Origin of the sequence: Marinomonas colpomeniae (genome assembly GCF_014803385.1) — a bacterium.
Classification (GTDB): Bacteria; Pseudomonadota; Gammaproteobacteria; order Pseudomonadales; family Marinomonadaceae; genus Marinomonas; species Marinomonas colpomeniae.
In genome coordinates this window covers 731,727-755,449 of record NZ_JACYFC010000002.1, presented here as the reverse complement: position 1 = coordinate 755,449, position 23,723 = coordinate 731,727, and the positions used below count along the sequence as shown (strand labels likewise).

Sequence of the window (23,723 nt, the reverse complement as noted above, 5' to 3'; positions counted from 1 at the left end):
TGAGTCACTCCTATGCTTTAAATGCTGGATCGACATGCTCTTTTACTAACGCACGTAAACTCTCAACCGTTTCCCACTCTGTGTTCGTTCCTGAATTGTATTTAAAGCCAAACGGAACCTTTTGCGCATTATGGTGAGCTAAAAACTGGGCTTCTGAATACATATAAGAAACAGAAGGTAAAATCGCATACTTATCGCCTAAATCAATCGTATTAATTGAGTCAGTTTCTGTCAGCATTTCTTCATGCAGTTTTTCACCAGGACGAATGCCAACGATCTCTGTTTTGCACTCTGGTGCAACCGCTGCTGCAACGTCTAGAATTTTATAAGATGGGATCTTTGGAATGAAAATTTCGCCGCCCAGATGATGACCAATTGCAAACATCACCAAATCAACACCGTCTTGTAATGAGATGTTAAACCGCGTCATTTCTTCATGGGTAATCGGCAATACACCGTCTTCTCGTTTACTTAGGAAAAAAGGAATCACAGAACCACGGGACCCCATAACATTGCCGTAACGAACAACACTAAACTTAATGTCTTTTGAACCTTTGATATTGTTCGCAGCAGCAAAAAGCTTATCGGAAGCAAGCTTGGTTGCCCCATAAAGGTTAATAGGGGCACAGGCTTTATCTGTTGATAACGCGACTACATTCGTAACGCCACATTCCAGAGCCGCACGTATCACGTTTTCAGCCCCATCAATGTTGGTGCGAATGCATTCAGTTGGGTTGTATTCCGCTGTATCAACCTGCTTAATCGCGGCGGCATGTATAATCACATCAACACCTTCACATGCCTGTTTCACACGCTCTTTGTCTCGAACATCGCCAATAAAAAAGCGTAATTGTGGAAATTTAGTAGGAGGGTAGCTTAAACGTAATTCAGATTGTTTGAGTTCATCGCGGGAAAAAACAATAATTTTTTTTACATCGGGATAGCGAGCCAATATGGTTTCGATAAACTGCTTGCCAAAAGACCCTGTGCCACCAGTGATAAGGACCGTCTTATTGTTTAACATTAAAAATCCTTTATTTACAATTAACGGCTAAAAAGACATAAGTAGCCATTTTTCATTATCAACGCGCTAATGACTTATTAAATATTAGTATTAGAGGAATACCATCATAAGGTACAACAAAGTCCTTTGTTTAAATTTTTATGTATTTTATTTTCACCATGACTTAGCGTCCATATCGATCACAAAAACAAACGATAGCATCTTCACCTTTTTATGCTTTCTCGGAACCTTACACAACCACCCCGTGTTCTTCACTGTGTCGATGGATTTTTATATTTAGCTTTTTACCTGCCTTTATTACAATGCGCTTCACTTTATATCGGTGACCAAGGTAAAGAGGCTTTCAGAACCATGACCTCAATTTCCTGAAAACTTTATTTAACCTAGGAGAACACACGACTCAGCCAAAACTGCAAAGTTAAAAAGTGTACTTTGGGGAAGGAACTACTGCCTAATAAACTAAGGTAGGTTCCCTACATGCCTAAATAAAGCAAACAAAGCTAAAAAAACACTACTATCAAGCATTTTATTTCCATAAAATACCACGTCTTTTAGTTTAGTACTCTTTTCTATTCTAATATTTTAAGAACATGTATATAACCGCTCTACTTTTATTGTTTGTATGGTTAGAACATGGTGAATTATATTGAACGTACATTTTTCAAAGGTTGTTTAAGTGATTTTAAGAGAAGTCTTTTTTGTTTTTGTTTGGTTTTTTGCAGGGCTCACTTTTGCAATATCAATTGGCATTCCAAATGGCTATGGAGTTGCGACTTCATTAATATTTATTTCATCCGCTAGCTTAATATATTTGAAACCTAAATTTTTCGAGCTAGAAGATGATGATAAGCGTCTTATTTATGCTTTTCTTGCTTTCGGACTAAGCATGTTTGCTTTTGTTCTAATTGATGGTTTTAGACTAAGAGACTTAGATCGTCCTTCAAGATTCATTCTTGTTTTACCTGTGATGCTACTCTTACTACAAGCTAAAAACCATCAAGTCTGGCTTTGGTATGGCGTTGTCATTGGTAGTATTTTAGGGTTTGGCTTAGCTTATTACGAACGTCAAATTTTAGGCTATCCACGAGCCAAAGGTGGAGAGTACCCTATTATGTTCGGTGATACTGGCATGATGTTGGGAATGTTGAGTTTTGTGGCATCGACTTTTTTTCTATCTCATAAGCGACATTTCTGGTTGGCGCTTTCCTTGATAGGTGGTCTGTGTGGTATTGGAGCATCAGTTTTATCCGCATCTCGTGGTGGGTGGGTTGCACTACCATTAATAGGTTTTTTTATATTTTGGCAAAGCCGCTTCTTATTGAAGAAAAAAACTTGGTTAATAATTGTCTTGATACTAACTACTCTTTTATCTTCTGCCGTCTTGTCTCCAAAGACAGGAATAAAACAACGTATTAATGAAGCTGTTAGTAATATTAATCATTATGGAAATGGTGTTGAAACATCAGTCGGTATGCGTTTTGAAATGTGGAAAGCCGCTTGGTACATGTTTCAAAGGTCCCCTGTTTTAGGTGCTGGTAAGCACAGTAGTATTACCGAAAAAGAGTGGCTTGTAGAAGAGAAACTCATAAACCCTAAGTTAATAAGATTTGGACATGCTCATAATGAATTTTTTAATGCTCTCGGTTACAGAGGAATTGTTGGATTAGCATTTCTTCTAATGGTTTATTTGATCCCATTACGCCTTTTCATGAAGAAAATAAACCAATATAAAGATGATTGGAATATAAAACCCTACGCTATGGCTGGGGCTTTAGTTCCCATGTGCTATATGGATTTTGGATTAACTCAAGTTATGTTTGCCCATAACATTGGTGTGATGATGTATGCATTTCCTATTGTTTATTTTTGGGCGGCTTTACGTTGGGCCGAACGAGAGCGTTTAGGTAAGTGTTAACACCCTCTCCCATTTCAATAATAACCTTTGCCTTAAAGACAATGAAACAAGACAGCTATATCTTGCCTACTATCGTCAACAGTGACGGCAAGACATAGTTTTTTAAAATCAAAGGATTTTTTGTCTAACTTCGTCTCTTTATTATTATCAAAAACTCTTTATTTTTCCGAACCCACTTAAGAACTAACCTGCAATATATCTATTACGCGACTTCTCTTGGCGATGTAATTCGCTTACCTTCATATCTGCGCAATACCACTTGGAAACGAAAACATAGTATCGTTGCTAGTAAGATAAGACCTGCTCCTAGCCCAATATAAAACCCTCTCAATGATAACGTTTCTGACCAAGGACTGTAATGAGACAACCAATACCCAAACGGCATACTCAAACCAAATAAAGACACACCGAAGGCAATCATTGAAGAACGAGTATCACGGAAGCCTCGAAGCGCACCAGTAAAGATGGTTTGCAACATGTCAGGAAATTGATAACAAGACGAAATCAACAAAAGGCTCGCAGCCAATGCCACTACTTCTGCATTGTTACTGAAAATATATGGAATCTCGTTATGAAAATACTGTGTGATCGTGAAGCATACAGAGACATACACAAAGCCCAAGGACACAATTACTCGAATACGTTTTTTAACACCTTCCACGCCTTCTTTTGACATAGCCTTAGCAACAACTATCGCGGTTACCGCACTCATCGCCATCATAGGCGTAAACAAGAAAGAGGTGTAAGACATGATAATTTGACCTCCACCCAGAGCTAAGTCGCCGAAAGACGAAATCAACCAAGTCATAGAAGAAAATAAACCAACTTCAAAAGAAAATGCCAAACCCGCTGGTGCGCCTACGTTGAGCAAAATATTAAATTTTCGAGTGTAACGCCACACCAAACGAGTGAATAAAGGTGATTTATTAATAAATCGATCGTAAACAAAAAAGAATGTAACCGCTAAATACAAAGACAAAGACGACGCTAATGCGGCGCCTTCCGCCCCTAATTCTGGAAAACCAAATTTGCCAAAAATCAGCACATAGTTAAATAAAACGTTTAATACCAACCCTGTACTTGCCACAAAAAGCGGAAAACCAGGGCGGCCTGCCGCTTCAAACAAATTTTTATACGCTGTCATTAAAGCCAACATAGGCAAAGCTGGCGCGAAGATGTACAAATAATTCACGGTGACCTGACGCGTTTCGTCTTCTGTCGCCATCATGCTGGCAAGGTGAGGTAATACAAGAACAACCAATAAGCTCGCCAGTATTCCAAGACCAACAGACAATCCAACCGCTTGTGACATATAAAGGTTAACAAGTTTAGGTTGTCGACCATGTAAATGACGGGTCACCAGAGGCGTAATACCAAATGTTACGCCAATCAAAAAACAACCAACAGGTAACCACAAACTCGATGCCAAACCCACTGCCGCCAAATGCAACGCGCTGTAATGCCCTAGCATGATGGTATCGACCACGCTAATGGACAATTCCAACGTCATCGTCAGTACCATGGGGAACAATAAATGAAGGACTTCTTTTAACACAGGAAAACGCTTAAACACACATCACCGCCGCTTACTAAAAACATCAATCCATAAGTCCTTATCAAGAGGCTTTCCAAGGAAATTTCCCAAGGTAGCTTTCGAAAAAACTTTATACAAAGGTAGGCGCGGTAATTTATCATTTAGAAGCAAATATTGCATCGCTCAATGAGTTTATTTTAATCAAGGCTTTCCCTTGAGTTCGATTGCTTTTAACAAGGAATATCGAGAAAATATAATCTACCTAACCTACTGTCTAGGATGACTTTTTACGTATGACAATTCTCGCTACTCTTGGCCCTTTACTCATCGCGCTGCTTTTTGGTTACTGGGTAAACATCAAATTATTCTCACCTGTTCGTGTCGCAAAATGGTTAGAGCAATTGGTTTACGTCATCTTAGGCTTAATCGGCTTTAGTCTTGGTGCATTAGATAATCTCGCTGAAAAACTGCTTGTGGCTGGCTACCAAGCTGTTGTTATGTTTGTGTTAATCAGCATTATCAGTTTGTCAGGCCTGTATTTAAGTGGCTTGCGCTTTGGCGGCACACACGCTGAACATTTATCACAGAAGCCAAAAAGTAAACAAAGCCATGCCTTAATGGATGCGGTAAAAACCATTGCTTGGGTCATTGCTGGTATGGTGATTGGTATGTTCAGCAAAGATTGGATAACAGGTGTCGACGAACTGGTTACTTATCTTTTGTATTTTCTACTATTTTTAATTGGTTGCCAGCTAAGGCAAGGCAATTACAAATTGCGCAAACTGTTTTTAAATTCTCAAGGTGTGATCATCGCACTGGTTACCATAACTACGACGTTAGTTGCTGGTTGGATTGGTAGTTGGGTATTAGACCTTACTTGGAATCAAGGGCTTGCCGTTGTTTCTGGATTTGGTTGGTATAGTTTGTCAGGAATTTTAATCACAGGTTTAGGCGATCCAGTGCTCGGCACCACTGCATTTTTACTCGACCTTTGCCGTGAGATACTTGCTCTGATGCTTATTCCTTTTCTAGCCAGATTAAACAGCCATATGTCGGTTGGTTACTCCGGAGCAACAGCAATGGACTTCACCTTGCCCATGTTAGGAAAATTTCACGGCGCGCAAATCGTTCCCGTGTGTATTGCCAGCGGTTTTATTATGAGTATTCTTTGCCCAATACTGATTCCCTTATTTTTAGGTATATCATCTTAAGATTACAGATGACTTTTATAGATATAAAATGTCAACATACCGTAAAAACCAACAGATAAACAAAACAGCTTTAGCAAACACCGTCATGGCTGTGTAAATACGATTGTCTAGCAAGAGAAGTGCAGATTAGTCTTGTTTCACGTTTTGTACTTTGTGGAACTTCTTTCTTTTTTGAAACTCAAACAAAGTGTACAGGTGAAGGAGTCGCTTTGATAAAGGGATAACATAAAATTGGCATAAACAACCTACCTTATGTTAGAACAGTATCAACAGATTTGGTTTTACGAAGTACAAAGCGTATATCATTGTTTCTGCTTTGCTTTTGCGCATAAAATACTAATCGAAACAGTATGCAAATCAAATTCGGTCTGAATACTTTAGATCACTAAGTGATAAATCAACAAAATAATGGAACACTTTCTTATGAAAAAAACTCTTATTGCAGCACTAGTTATGTCTTCGGTTTCTGTTGCATACGCAGATGACAGCACCATCACTCTAGATTCAAAAGAACAACGCCTTGGCTATAGCATTGGTACTATGTTTGGCGCTCGTATGGCTCAAGATTTTTCTGAATTAGACATGAAGACATTCATGGCTGGCTTTCAAAATTCCTTCGATGGTACAGAAGGTCAAATGACAATGGATGAAGTAACAAAAACCATCCAAGACTACCAACAAGAGCAAGCAGCGACAGCACAACTTGAACAAGAAAAATTAGCCGCAGAATCAATCGCTGCTTCAGCAGCTTGGTTATCAGAAAAAGAAGCTGAAGATGGCGTGATCAAAACAGAGTCTGGCTTGCTTTATAAAGTCATCTCAAAAGGCGCTGGCGATATGCCAACAGCTGAAGATACTGTAAAAGTGGACTACGAAGGCAGTCTAATTGATGGCACCGTATTTGATAGTTCTTACAATCGTGGAGAATCAATTACCTTCCCTCTTAATGGTGTAATTCCTGGCTGGACGGAAGGCTTACAACTTATGCCTGTTGGCTCAAAATATGAATTATACATTCCATCTGACCTAGCTTACGGCCCTGGTGGAACTGGACCAATTCCAGCAAATGCAGCACTTAAGTTTGTGGTTGAACTACACGAAATTCAAGAAACTAGCGTTGCCGAGTAATAGTTAATTAAACAGTAAAAAAGAGAAGCTAGTATTATGATACTAGCTTCTCTTTTTATAATATTCTGATACCTCAATAACTGACTCAAACTACTGTTAGTTACTCCCACTTTAACAAAGCTTACCATCTAGTTTTTACACAGCTATTTTTCCAATCCATAATGGTTTATCAAAATCATAGATATAAAATTCTTATACAGATTTTTTTGGATAACAAACCAACTATGCTCTATTAACTCGGGTATCAGTACTATGATCTCTAGGTACTTATTTGTTAACATTAAAGCTTATAAAAAAATATACATAATAGACAGAATGAGAATTTAGTGAAAAACGGACCTACATTAAAAGAACACAGCACATCTCTAACCATTATATTAAGGGGTCTAGATGTAACAATCCTATTTTTAGCCGGAACTCTCAGTTTTTGGCTAAAATTTTCTCATCTCGATATGAATATAATGTATAAAAATGTTCTTCTCCTTGGTGTTTTACTTGGAGCTGCTAGCCTCTCTTTTTACGGAGCCTACCGCACATGGCGAGGAGCGCCTTTTAGTTTCGAAATAAAATGCATTTTGAGCTCGACAGTAAGTGCATTCTTGCTACTTATCATTAGTGGTTTTATGACACAGTCTTCAGATTTATTCTCAAGAATTTGGATTTTCAGCTGGCTACTTTCATCTACAATATTAATTTTAGCTTACCGTTTTGCACTACGAAGTACTCTTGGAAAATTAAGGAAAAAAGGCTACAACATTCGAAGAGTGTTAATTATAGGTGATGGAGAGCTAGGGCAAAATGTTGCAAATAAATTGAGTCAGCACTCTGAAATGGGACTTGTTGTAAAAGGCTTTATTAATAACGGAGATAAAACAGCAAAGGATCTATTAGTTAAAAAAATTCCAACATTAGGCGATCTAAATGATATCAATAAATTAATTAATGAGCTACATATAGATCAAGTATGGATTGCACTGCCTATAAGTGAATTCGCATGTATGGAAAAAGTCCAGTCGATATTGGCTACAAGTCCAGTAACTATTCGCATGGTACCAGATATCTTTGGTTTTCAATTACTAAACCACTCCATGACAGAAGTTGCTGGGTTACCTGTAATTAACCTCTCAACATCTCATATGCTAGAAGGAAAAAACCGTCTATTAAAATCAATAGAGGATAAAATACTTTCTAGCATAATTTTAATAGGTATCAGTCCTATTCTGTTGGCACTCGCTATAGGTGTAAAACTTTCATCACCAGGTCCAATTTTTTATAGACAAGAGCGAATTAGTTGGAATGGTCGTTCATTCGGAATGCTTAAATTCCGCTCTATGGCGGAAGATTGTGAAAAAGACGGTGTCACTTGGGGAGGAGCAAGTAGTATGTCGGTAACAAGATTCGGCGAATTCATACGTAAAACAAGTTTAGATGAATTACCCCAATTCCTTAATGTATTAAAAGGTGACATGTCTATTGTGGGCCCGAGACCAGAAAGAACTATTTTTGTGGAGCAGTTTAAACACGAAATCCCAGGGTATATGCAAAAACACATGGTAAAAGCAGGAATTACAGGTTGGGCTCAAATTAATGGGTGGCGCGGAGATACAGATCTAAAAAAACGTATTGAGTATGATCTTTATTACATCGAAAATTGGTCAGTATGGTTTGATATAAAAATTATTTTCTTAACTTTTTGGAAAGGCTTTATTCATAAAAATGCCGCTTAATTCGGCACTTTTATGCGTAAGCTATCGAGTTTCAATATCTCTCACGAAACTAGATATCTTCTTCTTAAAGTTCTCCTTGCTAAAAATTTCAACGTATTCTCTAATATCTGAGGATTTAAAATCATCAGAGCACTCTTCAAATAACTGAACCGCATTATTTAAAGAATTTTCTGTTTGATATTCAAAAAAGACACCTGAAATACCTTCTTTCACAGTTTCTAAAGCACCACCCTTCTTAAAAGCAATAACAGGCCTCCCAGAAGCCATGGCTTCTAACGGAACAATCCCAAAATCTTCCACACCAGGAAAAATAAGCGCCTTGCAATTCGCTAATAAGTATTTAATTTCATCAAAGGGTTTACGACCAAGTATTTCAACGTTATCACTTGCTAATTTCTTAAGTTCCTCAAATTGTTCACCTTCACCCACTACTTTTAGATTGCGACCAGATTGATTAAAGGCACGTACAGCAAGATCAGCCTTCTTATATGGAACTAACTGACCTAAAAGTAAATAATAATCTTCGGGCGCACTATAAGAAGGCTGAAATGCGTCAAAGTCAACAGGAGGGTGAATTACATCTGATTCTCTATGATAAAAACTTTTAATTCTACCAGAGACGAACTCACTATTTGCGATAAAATGGCTAACTGACATAGAACTCAATTGATCCCAACGGCGAATATAATGCAATAATGGCACCATTAATAAACGTTTAAACCAACCACAGCGACTACGATACTCATGATACATATCCCATGCATAACGCATAGGCGAATGGCAATAACATATATGAGGTTGCCCAGGTGCCGGTATAATACCTTTAGCAGGGCCTGATTCACTTGAAATTATTAAATCATAAGAGGACAAATCAAATTGCTCTAACGCAAGAGGCATGAAAGGAAGATAATTCTGATAAAACCGTTTGGCAAATGGGAGACGACTAATAAAGCTTTCTTTAACAGAGTGCTGGCTTATCACGCTATTTTGAAATACTTCAGGTTCATACACATGAGTAAAAATATCAGCTTGAGGATAAAGTTCACACAAAGCCTCTACCACCTTTTCTCCACCACGAGGGTTTAACAACCAATAATGTACAATGGCAACTTTCATTTTCCCTCCAAAATAGGGAGTAACGCTTTATCCCATAACATACGAGATTTATCCCATGAAAATTCTTTCGCTCTAATTAACCCTTTTTCACTCAGGGTTAAACGTAAATTCTTATCATTAGAAATAGACTGTAACGCCATCTTAATGGAATCAATATGATAAGGATCAACTAAAATTGCAGCACCTCCTGCAACCTCTGGCATAGCAGTAATATTCGAAGTTATCACAGGCGTTCCTACCGCCATAGACTCTAAGATAGGCAAACAAAACCCTTCATATAAAGTTACAACAACAGTAGCAAGAGCTCCCTTATAATAATTAGGTAATTCATCTTCATCTATACCCGAAAGAAAAATAACATGACTAGATAGTCCTAAATTATCAATCAATAGATTCAACTCTTTAGTAGGAGAACAAGAAATTAAAAGATCAACTTCACACTGAAGTGACGACTCTGAAAAAGCCTCAATAAGGCTTATCAAGTTTTTATGGGGTTTATTATTACCGATATAGAAAAAATAGGGGCGAGGCCTGGCGATAGGAACTACATCTGCATGATAATAATCATGGTCGACTCCGTTTGGGACAACTGCTATTTTTTCTAAAGGAATATCAGCCCATTCTGCTAATTCTTTACGAGTAAACTCAGAAACAGTAAAAACTAATGGAGCACTTTTAATAGCTCTTTTGACAATGAAATTATAATAAATTTTATTTTTAAAGCTTGAATATTTAGGAAATTTCAAATGCATTAGATCATGAAGCGTAACAATAGCCTTTCCTTTTGAAAAGACAGGAGAATTATATCCTGGCGTAATAAAGAAATCATTCTTCAAAATTATTTTGAAAAGGTAATATATATCCTTTATAGAAAAAACGTCGGATAAATCACCCTTTAAAAAACGGCATTTCTTTAAGCTGTTTGAAGACTTCATTTCTTTGCAAAAACGACCAATACCACCACTTTTTAACCATCTAGTATCAAATACAACGTTTTTTTTCATTAGATATTATACCTGAAACACAACCCATAAAAGCCCAAAGAGATAACTTTAGATAGCTAGATTCAATAGACAATGTAAGAAAAAATACAAAAATTATTATAAATAAAACAGAATTACTGCCTCTAGAAAAATCTTTCAATAAAAGAAAAGATATATATAAACAGAACCCAATAAAACCGGTACCACCTAGAGCTCCCATTTCAGAAAATGCTTCCAAAAAAATATTAATTGCAGGAAGCCCTATGGGGTTAAAAACATCTATACTGATCGAAAAACCTTTTTGAGATTTATAATCTATTAGTGAACTATAATCTATTAGTGAGATATAGTCCTTATTAACAAACCTGTAATTCCCTCCCCCTACTCCTCCAGGAAAATAATCACAAATAAATGCCCAGACTAATTGTATCCTAGGGATTCGATTCCCCATTCTCGAAAAAATTGCTTCAAGTTTATTTTCGGACTCTAATATGTTATTAAGTGTAACTGAAATTAGATTGTCAGGAGAAATAAAATAAAGAATGAACAAAGAAAAAAAACCAATAAAAAAACCAGTAGAAATAATTTTTATTTTTGACTTTAGATAAATGCCTTTATAGAATATAAAAAACATTGTAAACATCAAAATCAAAATCAAAATCAAAACTGCAGATTTGGTAATTAACAAAAGAGCTAGAATAAAGAACAAGTCCTTCAAGTTAAATTTCTTATTGAAGAAATCATGAAAAACGAACCCTAAATAAGGGATAGATGCTATTGAAAAATAAGATGGTTCATAGTAAAAAAAACTGTATCTATAATCATATGTATGAAAAAAAGGAAAAAGAAGCAAACAAAAAACTATCTGAAATCTAAAGCTATATATGTATATTTTTTTTATATTTTCAAAACCATACTGTTCCGATATTACCTTAAAAAATCCGTAAACAAAAAAGAAGTTAAAAACCACCCAAATATTATAAAAAATACCAACATGTGTTTTAGAACTATTTAATAAAGAAAGAGTTCCACCCAGAAAAATTAAAAACAAAAAAAACAATTCGGGAAAAGAAAATAATATTTTTCTCTTCAGTAAAAAAACAACCCCAGACACTGAAAGAAAAATAAAAACAGGCTTTAAATTAACGCCAAAAAAAGAAAGACTAAGTTTATCCGCCCCTAATAAAGAAACAATTAAAACCAAGAAAAAAAAATTAAAAGAATTCACTTTTTATGAAGCTTTTTTAAGAAACTTAAAACTTTTTTTAAAATATATCTTAAAGTACTATCAACAAAATAAAACTCTCTTTTTATAAAATTTAAATTTTTTCTTTGAGCACGAACTTCTTCATCAAAGTTCAACTTGGTATTTTTACCACTTATCCCACCATCAGCATAGTCAACAAGAGTCTCATTTATAAAAAATAGCGTCGAGTGTGGCAAAACTCTCAGCCAAAACTCATAATCCATACGAACTTTAAAAGTCTCATCATATAAGCCATATTGATCAAATAGTTTTTTTGAAATAAAAGAGGCTTGATGTGAAATCATAGATTTTTTATTAATAAATGAAGTATTCGATACTACTTTTTTAGGTATCCTAGAATTTGAAAACCTTGAAAAAGCGGTAACAACATCTGAATTTGAGTCAACAATAGCATGTACGAATTTTAAAAGAGAATTATCATCTATAAAAGAATCTCCTGAGTTCATATAATTTATATAATCACCTTTTACTAATTTAGTCCCTTTATTAAAAGCATCGCTGATACCCGTATCATTCTCACTAATAAAAACATCAATATTATCTTTATACTTTTCAAGTATAGTTTTGGTACCATCACTAGAAGCACCATCAACAACAATATATTGAATATTTTTATATGATTGTTCCAAAATGCTTTTGATCGTCTTCTCTATATTCTCAACATCGTTATAAACAATAGTAATAATACTAATCAGTGGTAAATCCTGATTCCCTATAAAATTCATACTACATTCTCAAATTATCTATATTTTTACAAAACGACTCATAAGCATCTCGAACCCCAATATCCAGCTTAATTTCAGCTTCCCATCCTAATTGACGAAGTCGATCGACATCCATCAACTTCCTCGGTGCACCATCAGGTTTACTTGGATCGGTTTTGATTTGTCCTTCAAACTCAATCACATTAGCAATAGTTTGAGCTACCTCTAGAATAGAACAGTCAATTCCAGTACCCACATTAATATGACTCTGCATCGGTTCCACATGATTACAATAGATTGATTTATCTAAGTTCATTATAAAAACACTAGCTTTTGCCATATCATCGACATGCAAAAACTCACGTTTTGGCATACCAGTCCCCCAAATAGAGACATCACTTAAACCTTGCTCTTTTGCTTCATGTATACGACGAATCAAAGCTGGAATTACATGGCTATTTTCAGGATGATAGTTATCCCCTGGTCCATAAAGATTGGTTGGCATAACACTACGATAATCTACACCATACTGCCTATTATAGGACTCACACAACTTAATACCAGCGATTTTGGCAATGGCATATGGCTCATTAGTAGACTCTAAATATCCGCTTAATAATGCAGATTCTTGCATAGGTTGTTCAGCAAGCTTAGGGTAAATACACGAAGAACCTAGAAACAAAAGTTTTTGCACTCCATGAGTAAAGGCTTGATGAATGACATTCGCTTCTATCATTAAATTTTGATAAATAAATTCGGCTGGATAAGTGTTATTGGCATGAATACCACCAACCTTTGCAGCAGCCAAATAGACCATATCAATATTTTCTTCTGCAAAAAAAACAGCGACTGCGGCTTGATTTGTAAGATCCAACTCTAAGGAAGTACGAGTTATAATATAGCGATAACCTTTTCTTTTCAGCTGTCGAATAATAGCCGAGCCAACCATACCACGATGACCTGCCACAAAGACTCTTGAATCTAGGTTCACCTATTAATTCTCCTGTGCCACAGGTACTTCATAGCCATTCGCTTTCATAAAGGCATGTTGCTTAGCTATTTTAAGATCTGCTGAAACCATTTCAGAACACATTTCTTGCACCGTAATCTCTGGTGTCCAACCTAGCTTTTGCTTCGCTTTACTTGGGTCACCTAATAAAGTTTCTACTTCAGCTGGACGAAAATAACGCGGGTCTATCTGCACCACAACATCACCAACTTTCAACGATGGCGCATTATCGCCTTCGATAGCTGTGACAATAGCTTTTTCATCAACGCCTTGGCCTTCAAATTTCAACTTAACACCTAACTCTTGAGCAGACCATTTGATAAACTGACGAACAGAGTATTGAATCCCAGTAGCAATCACAAAATCTTCTGGCTGCTCTTGTTGAAGCATCATCCATTGCATACGCACATAATCTTTAGCATGACCCCAGTCACGCAATGCATCCATATTCCCCATGTATAAACACTTCTCTAAACCTTGTGCGATATTTGCCAAACCACGAGTAATTTTACGAGTAACAAAGGTTTCACCACGACGCGGTGATTCGTGGTTGAACAAGATTCCGTTACAAGCGTACATGCCATAAGACTCGCGGTAGTTAACCACGATCCAGTAAGCATACATTTTCGCCACAGCGTATGGAGAACGTGGGTAGAAAGGCGTGGTTTCTTTTTGCGGTGTTTCTTGCACTAAACCATACAATTCTGAAGTTGATGCCTGATAAAATTTGGTTGTCTTTTCAAGACCTAGAAGACGAATAGCTTCTAAAATACGCAACGTCCCCGTACCATCGACATCAGCCGTATATTCAGGAGCTTCGAACGATACAGCAACGTGAGATTGAGCCCCCAAATTATAAACTTCATCGGGCTGAACTTCCTGCAAGATTCGAGTCAAGTTGGAACTGTCTGTTAAATCACCGTAGTGCAGTTTCAACTTTGGGTTTGGTTCATGAGGGTCTTGATACAAATGATCAATTCGCTGAGTATTCAACGAAGAAGCACGGCGCTTAATTCCATGAACTTCATAACCTTTTGCTAATAAAAACTCCGCTAGGTAAGAACCATCTTGCCCCGTAATACCTGTAATAAGTGCTTTTTTCATACGACCCTACATATTCATCAAAAATTAATATTGTCAATAAAATAATTTTCATTGAAAAATAGAAAACATTTTATATTTTTTAAAACTTAATCTTCCAAATTATTTGTCACATTTATATAAAAAATTAAAAACTTCTTAACAAGTGTAAAAATTGATTGGCTAAAAACTTTGTTCGTTCCTCAACAGAGGAAGACGATGCAGAAATATCATTAAATTCACTTAGTTCCAAAACCGTAGCAAGTGATTCAGGATCATACTTATCAAAGAAAATCCCGTCCGGAATTTGCTCTAAATGAACATTTAGATTAGACAAAACAATTTTTTTCCCAATGCTTTTACATTCTTCGACAGTTGAACTCCAACCTTCAAAAAGAGAAGGGTTTATAACGACTTCAGAGAATTTCATTAAAGAAAAAACATCTTCATAATTTACAAGCCCTAGAAGTTTAATATTATTTTCAAGTTTATTATTATGAATAAAATCTTTAATTAAATTTATATATTCTGGATCTCGTATATCTTCAAGACTACCAGTACAAACCAAGCAAGGATTCATGCCTTTTTCAAACAATATCTTTATTGCTTCAAATGCTAATAAATGATTTTTATGTTTCCAAAACTGATTAGGAATATAGTAATACTTTTCGGGTAAATTATACTTCAATTGTAATTTGATTTTATCAGACTCTAAGATTTCAAAAAAAACTTTACTTGGCTGAGAAACAAATTGAAGAACATGTCCTTTATTTTTAAATTTTGGTGAAAAATTTTCAAAATCATTTAATGCATCATATGAACTTAAAATCACACCATCACTTTCTTTAATTAATTTCTTAAACATTTTCTCCCTTTTCTTGATCTCATTGGTTGAAAACATATTGGGCAAGTGAACATGTTGGAAATCAGGTATCCAAGATAAAGATTTTATACCTGGAATCCTAGTAATATATGAGTGGGAAACAATATCAATTCTAGATTTTTTAAGTGAAATCCCAAAAATTCGATTAGTTCCTATTATGCGAGATTCAATTTTAGATAAAAACCAAGTAGTAGATTTTCGAGTCAGAACATCCAAAAGGATAATTTCGTTAACATAACCTGTATAAACTGATGTAATCTCGGAGTTATGATTTCTGGGAAGAAAAATAACAACTTCTATCTCTGCGCTTAAATATTTATTTAATGCAAAGAAAAGATTCTTGTAATAATTAACTCCTCCCATCCAACCTTTATCTGACGGTGGAAAAAAACCAACTCTCAACTTACTGCTCATTTGCCCATCCGATATATTCCTCTAAACCTGAATTGAATTTTTTAAAATCAATTGAGACAACAGATTTAATTTTTTCAGCATTTGCCCAATAATATATCGGGTTCCCTTCATTCTTTTCGTTATTAAAATCAATTTTTATTTCAGATAATAACAGGTCACGAATAAAAAAAACGACGGCACTAATACTATATTTAACTCCAGTTCCACCATTAAATATTGAAAACATTTCTTTTGTTTCAAGTAGTGCTTCAAACAATCTTACAACATCATCGATATGGATAAAGTCTCTAGTTTCATCGCCAGTACCCCAAAATTCAACAGATTTATCAGCATTTTTTATTTTACATACAGCATCCCATAGCAACTGCTTTTTTAAGCCAATACCATACACTGAAAAAAGCCTAAGAATTGAAATTTTAAGGTTATATTGTTTAGAATAACTTTCACACAAGTCTTCTGAAAACTTCTTATGATATCCGTAAGGAGAACACGGTTTTCCAATATAATCCTCTTTAATAGGGCTGTCAGCTTGTTCACCTTGTACAGCAGGACTTGAGGGATAAATTAAATGAGCAGATGTATTATATAACCTAATAAATTCAAGTACTTCAAGCGTACCATCAACAGTCTTTTTGTAGTCTAAATACGGATTAGAGATTGATGCGCCAACTGAGCCACTACCAGCACAGTGGACAATAACATCAAAAATTGTTGTAAACTGTTTTATTGCATTTACTGAAATACCTGAATCACACCAATAATCTAAGCCATAATTGCTAAGCTCATTTGATTTTATATAGCCATGACCAATTCCATAGGTTTGGAAGCCAAGGTTTTTAAAATATCTTGCTGTATTAGACCCAACAAAACCTTTCGCACCTGTAATGAGTATTCTTTTCATACTTGATTCATTTTTTTTATCATATCATGCATATCTGAGTTAGTTTTCGACTTATTTTTAAATAAAAAACTTAAACCTGATTTCCTAATAATTCTTTCAATAAAAAATATATATTTAGGTATTTTCTTTTTAGACAGTATATGTAGGTCTTTACCATTAGATGCTAAAAAATAATTATATTTTTTAGCTATGAATTCTAAACTTTTATACGAAAAAATAGACACATGCTGCCCATGCTCAAGACAATAATACCACCACTTATCAGGATGTGGTGCTGGAGTAGACACCAGAGTAGTTGAAAACAACACGAAATCGGTTAACTTAAAAATGGCTTCGATATCTTCTAGAGGGTTAACAAAATGCTCAAAGTTTTCAAATGACGTTACGCCTGCGTAGCGTAACTTATTAATATCGCCCTCAAAACCTCTTGCAACTAAATTATCAGCATATTTATCATACCAATAAAAATCATATCCTTTATCGCGCATCAAGCGTACAAAAATACCATAACCACCACCATAATCTAGAAAGCAATCATTCTTATCGTGAAACAAACCAAAGATTAAAGATGCTACTTTATTGAATTCATGATTGCGAGACATCACCCCTGTATCTGAAACACTCAAAGCCGCAGAATAGGCCTCATCAATCCAGTAAGGCTCTTCTGTTTGCACAAATTCACATTCAGGGCACTGGAAGTACTGAATATCATACTTATTAAGTATCTTTGCATGATGCACAAATATCGTACTAACTCCGCATATTTTACAATTCACATTAAATCTCCGAATTTAGATGTAGCAGCCATTTTCGGCATTATAAAACCTTTTCCTTCCTGCCTAAGGACTTTAATATAGTCGTATTCTAGTGGCATTAAAGCTTCTTTATCAGCATCGAAAAATTCAACACTAACCCACTGCTTAATTTTGAAATCAAAACGCTTTATAACTTTACAAGGGTTACCAACAGCAATACTAAAAGGAGGAATATCTTTAGTTACAACGCTAGCCGCACCAATAATGGAACCATGACCAATAGTCACTGCACCAAGAACATTTACTCCAGCACCAACCCATACATTTGCTCCTATTTTTTGAATATCTCGGTTAGTTGTTCCCGTCAAAATATAAGGTCTCATTGGATCACTATATATATGATTATTGCCTAAAAACTTACAATCATTGCTAGTCATCACAAAATCACTAATAATAATTTTCAAACTTGAGCTCAGAAGATTTCTTCGACCAATATAGCAATTATTACCAATTATTATATGGTCAACATTCTCTTCTTTATCATTGACATTAAGCCAAGTTTGTTCACCAATTAGTGTGTTTGTACCAATCCGTACATGCTGCCACCCTAAAACATGAACACTCTTATCAACATAAGATTTTTTGCCTACATTCTTCTTATAAAATAAAAGGTTAATTTTGGAAATAACAATAAACAAAAGCTGTTTTTGCTGGGCGGTTAAAATCTTCTTAAGAGTTTTTTTCAATTTATTTTTCAATCTACTTAAAAGATTCTGGTTATTTTTTTTCTTTAAAATTTGTTCTACTAATAAACTTATATTTTTTTTAACAATAATATTGTCTGTTAAAATGTAATTAAAACCTATTAAAGGCTTATCTTGTTGTGCATCACCGCAGTGAACACCACTTCCATCATAACCAATATTTTGCACCAATCGCTTAGCAGGATAGAGCGTCAAACCATTTTTTTTAAAAACAGATGAATACCAAGAGATAGCCCAAGAGTCTATTTTATTATGATGCTGTTTAGAAAGCATTTCAGAATAAAAACAACTATCGTTAAAATTAAACCGTTTCCTCAAAGACTCTTTTTGTAGCTGAATAATTAAGTCACCATTCTTGTTATTGAAGAAAGACCATTTATCTTTCCACGTAGCCCAACTCCATGAACTTGTTATAGGGAGAAAATAAGTGCTATCAACGTCAGTGACAACGTCATCTGTAAATGAATAACCTGTAATGCTAAATACGTTTTCATGACCGTTATATTTATATAAGGCCTCATTCATAAATTTCAAAAACTTTGGGCTTGTGACTAAATCATCTTCTAGTACTATTACTGTACCGTAGTCATGCACGACCTTAGTAACACCATCAGTAATCGAGTTGGCTAATCCCCAGTTTTCTTCGCGTTCAATAATAGTAACGGTTTTAAATCCAATTATAGTTATCAAGTAATCACGAACATTTTTTACTTGAGGAAAATCATTATCATTCTTAGACGAATCGGAATAAATAATTAAATGACTATCCTCTGCTAATTCATTTTTTTGCAAAGCTTCAACAGTTTTCTGAGTATGCCAAGGTCGGTTATATACAAATAATACAATGGGAGCCAATGTCATATACAGTCCAAAATCGATGATAAAGATGTTCGTGATATAGCTAGATCTGACACTATATAATCAGGTGTAATATAAGGGGATTCATTTATTAAGCGTCCTAAAACACACATAAGATCACTCTCATTTTCAATATAATAAAGTCCATTTTTATTCATTAATGACTTATATCCATTTAGGGAATTCACATGCATGAAAATGGTTGGAACATAAAAGCTTTGAGCCTCAAATGCAACAGTTGAATAACCTGTTAAATGTACATCCGTCAGCTTCAACAGCTCATATAGCGGCGCCTGTGAAGTGAATTCAATCTCGGTATTTTCATATTGAGCAATGCTTGTACGTAATTCCTTAGAAATAGCTAATCTAGGGTGATCCCTAAAATGCCAAACTACATCACTAGAGCTGTTGGCAATAGCGCCAAGCAAAAAAGATGGGAAATATGCATCGCCCTGTAAAGAAATCAAAATATGAGTCTGATTTTTTTTATAAAACATTCCGATATTTTCAACCGTGCTCTTTTGTTGGCTAAGATAAGTCATCCATAAATTCCCACCCACAATCGCAGTATGTTTCTTGCTTTTCATAGCCCATGACTCAATTCTTTTTTTAGGAATCCCCCCCCACATCCAAAAAATGTCTGGTATTAATTCATATCCCTTTTGAGGAATATTTTCCCAGTGCGTATACATTGGGTGATAATCATTTTGCGCACCATGTTGATAGTCAATAGTTTTAATTCCGAGACGTTCACAGGCTAAACACATAGCCATAGCCTCTAAACGATAAAATACAGTTAACACTACTATTTTAGGTTTGTAGCATTTCAATATCTTCATAAATACTTTTGATAACATATTTAAATAAATCAGTTCAGAATTCAAAGAGATTTTAAAACCAAACTTTTCCTCTATAGCTTTATTAAAATCTAAATCTTCAGTCTTATTAAAGTTTTTAAAGCGAGCAAAAATATTAAATTTTATTTTAGTAAGCTTAATTATAAAATCAAGATAAGTAATATTTAGATTAGTATATTTTTTGGAACCCACCCAATCTATATCACTTAACTCTAGGACTTTTATTTTATAATCACTAGAAAAAAAATATTTAAAACTATCTGCATATCTATTAAAGTTAATCCCATCAATTAAATCTTCAGATTCAGAAAGACGAGTAAAATAAATCACATCAGCATGTTCATTTCTTACAGGTTTCTTCCTATAAATAAGAAATGAACGTAAAAAAATTTTAAATTTAGTCATCGTGTTTAACTTGATTTTTTCGCTAGAGCTTTTATCTACAGAATTATTTTTTTCTAATATCTTTAATCGTATATATGGCCATGGATTAAAATCAAAACATTTAATTTCCGAAATATTTATAGCCTTTTCCAAATCAATTATTTTTTTAATAAATAAACTTAAATCCATCCAGCTATAACACCTATAAACTTCTACTTAAAATATGAATATTATAAAAAGTATATTAAAAAAATAAACGCTCTATAGAAGAGCGTTCACAAGGTATTTATTAGATACAATCTTTATAACCAGAATAATATGTACTCATAATATTTTTTTACCAAACTCATCAGTCATCAGTATCTCTGCAATTTTAAAATCAATAGCATTATCAATATCAACAGATCTATCTTTGCTCATGATATATGGAGCGCCATCATCATATATAGTTTTAAGAGATGAAGATCTTAAGCTATTTATAGGCCTAATATATATTGCGCCGTTAGGGTGGAACATAGGAACTTGATCTTGACTGCGAGTGTTTCCTGTAATCATTGGACTACTTTTTAGAACTGGCTCCCAAGATGTACCATCCGTTGTGAATGAAAATGAGACTGCGAAATCATATTCCACAGCAGAAAAGACAGGTTTGCTTAGCCTCTCGCTTAGGCTAATAGCATTATCAATATCCTGATATGTTCGCAATGGCATTGTAGGCAAGGCCATTAAAAAATTGCCTTGACGATCACCGAAAATTTTGTCAACGCTATTTTTCAAATAATCAAATATCTTAACTTTATCACCAGCCTCTTCTTCACTTCGGTCGTCTAAAGTCAATTTATCTGAACTGATATATTTTTTGGCTAAATCCCAATACTCTTTTGAATCAGTAGAAAAAATAACTTCAGAAATTTTTTCAGATTTTACACAAGCTTCTAACGTCCAAACCAGTAATGGCTTACCATTAAGTATTTTAATATTTTTATTTGGTAAACGCTTTGATCCGGATCTAGCAGGTACAAATGCAACATAGGACATTATTTTTCATCCTTCTGAAATTTTTCCCATGCGCCTGAAATTTGACTATAAATTTCTTGAACTTCTAAAAACTCACTATCAGATAAATGCTTTAAAGGCATTCGATCTTTACGACTCATTAACCCCGCAGCTTCAAGCAATGCTTTATTAGTACGATGCCATCCATACTTTTTAACAACGCCGCCAAAGAATGGTTTCTCTAATTCATTAATAATAAAGTCTTGTGTGGCGGTGTCTTTATTAAGGCATGCAGTCCAGAAATCTTCAGCAATTTTTGCATCAATTATAGATATACCGTTTAACCAAGCTGTTGCGCCATGCTTCATCAACTCTCTAAAGCGTTCTTTGCCGCCACCTGCGATCATCACTTTAATTTGAGGCTCTAATTTAAGTGCCTCAAGCGTAACTTCCAACACTTTAGCATCTTCTTTTAGTGCTGCTATTTGAGGGATCTCAGGTAAACGAGCAATTAAGCTAGATGGCCAATGCATTTCTTTACCATTAAAACCGGACAAGAACGGCATTTCATGTACCAGTAAAGCGAAATCACTTTTTCGCCCAATATAGTCATAGTGTTCTAATATTTGATCATCAAAAAAATGTTTCTCACGAACTATTAAAGATATCAGATCTGCACCAGAATCTTTTGCATGCAAAGTGAATTCCAAACTCTCTTGAGTAGAACAATGAATTGGGTCGCCAACAATCACAACATTATCTTTGTCTAATTTCTTTAACGTCTTGGTACAAAATTCATTAAACTCCATAATTTCAGAATGTTTCATCTGAGAATATCTAGAGTTATAGGCCATAGCATAAAAGCGTCGTGCCCCTCGTTTGTATAAAATATTTAAATACTTTTCCAACACCTCATAATCGACTTCTTGTTCTTCAGTATCTTTAAAAGGTGTAAATATTGTATAACTAGGTCCAGTTAATCTTTCTTTTAGTTCTTCAAACATAATATTCTCAATCTATTGTTAGTTAAAAGCTTCTTCGAGGTAACTTAAAGCCTGCCAAAAACCTTCTCCTGCGTTTTTATGGCCCTGCCAAACCTCTGGTATAAATTGCACATTAGGCAAAAGTCGTTCTATAAGTTCACCCAATCGTTTAAAATCGACATCGCCTTCACCTACAGTTATCCCTTCTCCATCAGGACCTTTCGCATCAACAATATGCATATGAACTACATAAGGAGCAATTTTTTCTACGAATTCATAAAGGTCCCAACCATAATAGTTACATGCCATCATCGTATGAGACACATCTAAACAAACTTTGTATCCCGTAGCATTGCAAAATGCAACAATTTCATCTGCATTAACAAATAGGTTATGAAAGCTTTGTCCACCGAAGTGCCACGGGAACGGAGGCATAGTTTGTATCGCCAAAGTTATGCCATCAAAGTTAATATCATCTAAGCTTTCTTTAAGAATTCGGTATTTTTCAGTCACCTCTTGTGGAGCCAAAAAACCTTCACTATTCCAACCTCCAGCGTTCAACACGAGAGCGGGTGATACTGTATTAGGAAACCTTATCTTTACTCTGTTAGAGTGATCAACAACTTTTTGAAGTTCAAGAATAGAGTGTTTACGATACTCGTCATCATTTGACGCCAAATCAAGTAAGTGATCTTCCTTAAAAAGTTCAGGGGCATGGATTGCGATACCTAAATCAGAATGATTAGGCAGAAGTGAATCTAGATCGACTTCTAAATCTTTATATGACAAATGAAATTCAACAAAATCTAAATTAACTCCGCTAGAAAGCTCAGAAAAATCATGGTAACGAACAGGAATACCTACAGGGCGATTAAACGTATAAATCGCTTTTTTCTTAACAATCCCATCTAAATCACTATCGAAAAAGAACCCACCTTCTTCAACATCTCGAGGTGAAGCGAGACCGATCAAATCAGACATCCGATTAGGTTGCAAACCTTTACCCGGGCCTTTAATTAGCAAATCACCTTCCTTAATGATTTCCCCTTTTGAGATGCTTCTCTGAGCAGACACGCTTTTCGCAAGTACCTCTCGGTTCATTAACTCACCTTGCGTTAATTCTCGAATTGAAGAATATCCCATAGACTCCTCAACTGCTCGGATGTCATTTACCATCGCAGTCAACTCATCTGGCAACAAGCTCACTTTATGATCATTACCTTCCAACCC

20 protein-coding genes and 1 pseudogene are annotated in these 23,723 nt (G+C 35.1%); 4 read left to right on the top strand and 17 right to left on the bottom strand.

Annotated elements, in window-relative coordinates; genetic code table 11:
- Window positions 1-10: 10 nt before the first annotated feature.
- Both pseB and IF202_RS17790 read right to left on the bottom strand, forming a co-directional pair.
- On the bottom strand, window positions 11-1,024 hold the full coding sequence (gene pseB / locus IF202_RS08730; protein WP_191594481.1) for a UDP-N-acetylglucosamine 4,6-dehydratase (inverting): 1,014 nt from the start codon (window positions 1,022-1,024) through the stop codon (window positions 11-13).
- 229 nt (window positions 1,025-1,253) lie between these two features.
- Window positions 1,254-1,343, bottom strand: a pseudogene (locus IF202_RS17790) (hypothetical protein); the annotation flags it as partial.
- 357 nt (window positions 1,344-1,700) lie between these two features.
- Between IF202_RS17790 and IF202_RS17695 the strand changes: the two are divergent.
- On the top strand, window positions 1,701-2,939 hold the full coding sequence (locus IF202_RS17695; protein WP_328797213.1) for an O-antigen ligase family protein: 1,239 nt from the start codon (window positions 1,701-1,703) through the stop codon (window positions 2,937-2,939).
- A gap of 202 nt (window positions 2,940-3,141) precedes the next feature.
- On the opposite strand, the gene IF202_RS08715 is transcribed toward IF202_RS17695, so the two are convergent.
- A complete protein-coding gene (locus IF202_RS08715) occupies window positions 3,142-4,512 on the bottom strand; it encodes an MATE family efflux transporter (protein ID WP_328797212.1) in 1,371 nt (456 codons plus the stop codon).
- Between the two features lie 254 nt (window positions 4,513-4,766).
- Between IF202_RS08715 and IF202_RS08710 the strand changes: the two genes are divergently transcribed.
- From IF202_RS08710 to IF202_RS08700, 3 genes are all read left to right on the top strand, one after another.
- A complete protein-coding gene (locus IF202_RS08710) occupies window positions 4,767-5,684 on the top strand; it encodes a lysine exporter LysO family protein (RefSeq protein ID WP_191594480.1) in 918 nt (305 codons plus the stop codon).
- Between the two features lie 423 nt (window positions 5,685-6,107).
- A complete protein-coding gene (locus tag IF202_RS08705) occupies window positions 6,108-6,812 on the top strand; it encodes an FKBP-type peptidyl-prolyl cis-trans isomerase (protein ID WP_191594479.1) in 705 nt (234 codons plus the stop codon).
- A gap of 326 nt (window positions 6,813-7,138) precedes the next feature.
- A complete protein-coding gene (locus IF202_RS08700) occupies window positions 7,139-8,539 on the top strand; it encodes an undecaprenyl-phosphate glucose phosphotransferase (RefSeq protein WP_191594478.1) in 1,401 nt (466 codons plus the stop codon).
- 21 nt (window positions 8,540-8,560) lie between these two features.
- On the opposite strand, the gene IF202_RS08695 is transcribed toward IF202_RS08700, so the two are convergent.
- From IF202_RS08695 to IF202_RS17470, 14 genes are all read right to left on the bottom strand, one after another.
- Complete coding sequence (locus IF202_RS08695) at window positions 8,561-9,655, bottom strand: glycosyltransferase family 4 protein (protein WP_191594477.1); 1,095 nt, start codon at window positions 9,653-9,655, stop codon at window positions 8,561-8,563.
- Window positions 9,652-10,659, bottom strand: a complete 1,008-nt coding sequence (locus tag IF202_RS08690) for a glycosyltransferase family 4 protein (protein WP_191594476.1) — start codon at window positions 10,657-10,659, stop codon at window positions 9,652-9,654. Before IF202_RS08690 ends, IF202_RS08695 begins: the two co-directional genes overlap by 4 nt.
- Window positions 10,637-11,866 (bottom strand): hypothetical protein, encoded by a 1,230-nt coding sequence (locus IF202_RS08685; protein WP_191594475.1) that lies wholly within the window; start codon window positions 11,864-11,866, stop codon window positions 10,637-10,639. The genes IF202_RS08690 and IF202_RS08685 overlap by 23 nt, the downstream gene beginning before the upstream one ends.
- A complete protein-coding gene (locus IF202_RS08680; RefSeq protein ID WP_191594474.1) occupies window positions 11,863-12,630 on the bottom strand; it encodes a glycosyltransferase family 2 protein in 768 nt (255 codons plus the stop codon). Before IF202_RS08680 ends, IF202_RS08685 begins: the two co-directional genes overlap by 4 nt.
- Before the next feature lies 1 nt (window position 12,631).
- Window positions 12,632-13,600 (bottom strand): GDP-L-fucose synthase, encoded by a 969-nt coding sequence (fcl, locus tag IF202_RS08675; RefSeq protein ID WP_191594473.1) that lies wholly within the window; start codon window positions 13,598-13,600, stop codon window positions 12,632-12,634.
- A 3-nt stretch (window positions 13,601-13,603) separates the two neighbouring features.
- On the bottom strand, window positions 13,604-14,722 hold the full coding sequence (gene gmd / locus IF202_RS08670; protein WP_191594472.1) for a GDP-mannose 4,6-dehydratase: 1,119 nt from the start codon (window positions 14,720-14,722) through the stop codon (window positions 13,604-13,606).
- Window positions 14,723-14,846: 124 nt separating this feature from the next.
- A complete protein-coding gene (locus tag IF202_RS08665; protein ID WP_191594471.1) occupies window positions 14,847-15,995 on the bottom strand; it encodes a glycosyltransferase family 4 protein in 1,149 nt (382 codons plus the stop codon).
- Window positions 15,985-16,896, bottom strand: a complete 912-nt coding sequence (locus IF202_RS08660) for an SDR family oxidoreductase (RefSeq protein WP_191594470.1) — start codon at window positions 16,894-16,896, stop codon at window positions 15,985-15,987. The genes IF202_RS08665 and IF202_RS08660 overlap by 11 nt, the downstream gene beginning before the upstream one ends.
- Entirely contained in the window at window positions 16,893-17,570 is a 678-nt protein-coding gene (locus tag IF202_RS08655) for a class I SAM-dependent methyltransferase (RefSeq protein ID WP_191594469.1), read from the bottom strand. The genes IF202_RS08660 and IF202_RS08655 overlap by 4 nt, the downstream gene beginning before the upstream one ends.
- A gap of 98 nt (window positions 17,571-17,668) precedes the next feature.
- On the bottom strand, window positions 17,669-19,276 hold the full coding sequence (locus tag IF202_RS08650) for a glycosyltransferase (RefSeq protein ID WP_191594468.1): 1,608 nt from the start codon (window positions 19,274-19,276) through the stop codon (window positions 17,669-17,671).
- Window positions 19,273-20,703: a hypothetical protein gene (locus IF202_RS08645; RefSeq protein ID WP_191594467.1), complete on the bottom strand. Its 1,431-nt coding sequence runs from the start codon at window positions 20,701-20,703 to the stop codon at window positions 19,273-19,275. Before IF202_RS08645 ends, IF202_RS08650 begins: the two co-directional genes overlap by 4 nt.
- A 135-nt stretch (window positions 20,704-20,838) precedes the next feature.
- Window positions 20,839-21,552: an acylneuraminate cytidylyltransferase family protein gene (locus IF202_RS08640; protein ID WP_191594466.1), complete on the bottom strand. Its 714-nt coding sequence runs from the start codon at window positions 21,550-21,552 to the stop codon at window positions 20,839-20,841.
- A complete protein-coding gene (locus tag IF202_RS08635) occupies window positions 21,552-22,514 on the bottom strand; it encodes a dihydrodipicolinate synthase family protein (RefSeq protein ID WP_191594465.1) in 963 nt (320 codons plus the stop codon). The genes IF202_RS08640 and IF202_RS08635 overlap by 1 nt, the downstream gene beginning before the upstream one ends.
- An 18-nt stretch (window positions 22,515-22,532) precedes the next feature.
- A partial coding sequence (locus IF202_RS17470) for a TIM barrel protein (RefSeq protein ID WP_235963378.1) occupies window positions 22,533-23,723 on the bottom strand: 1,191 nt, incomplete at its 5' end.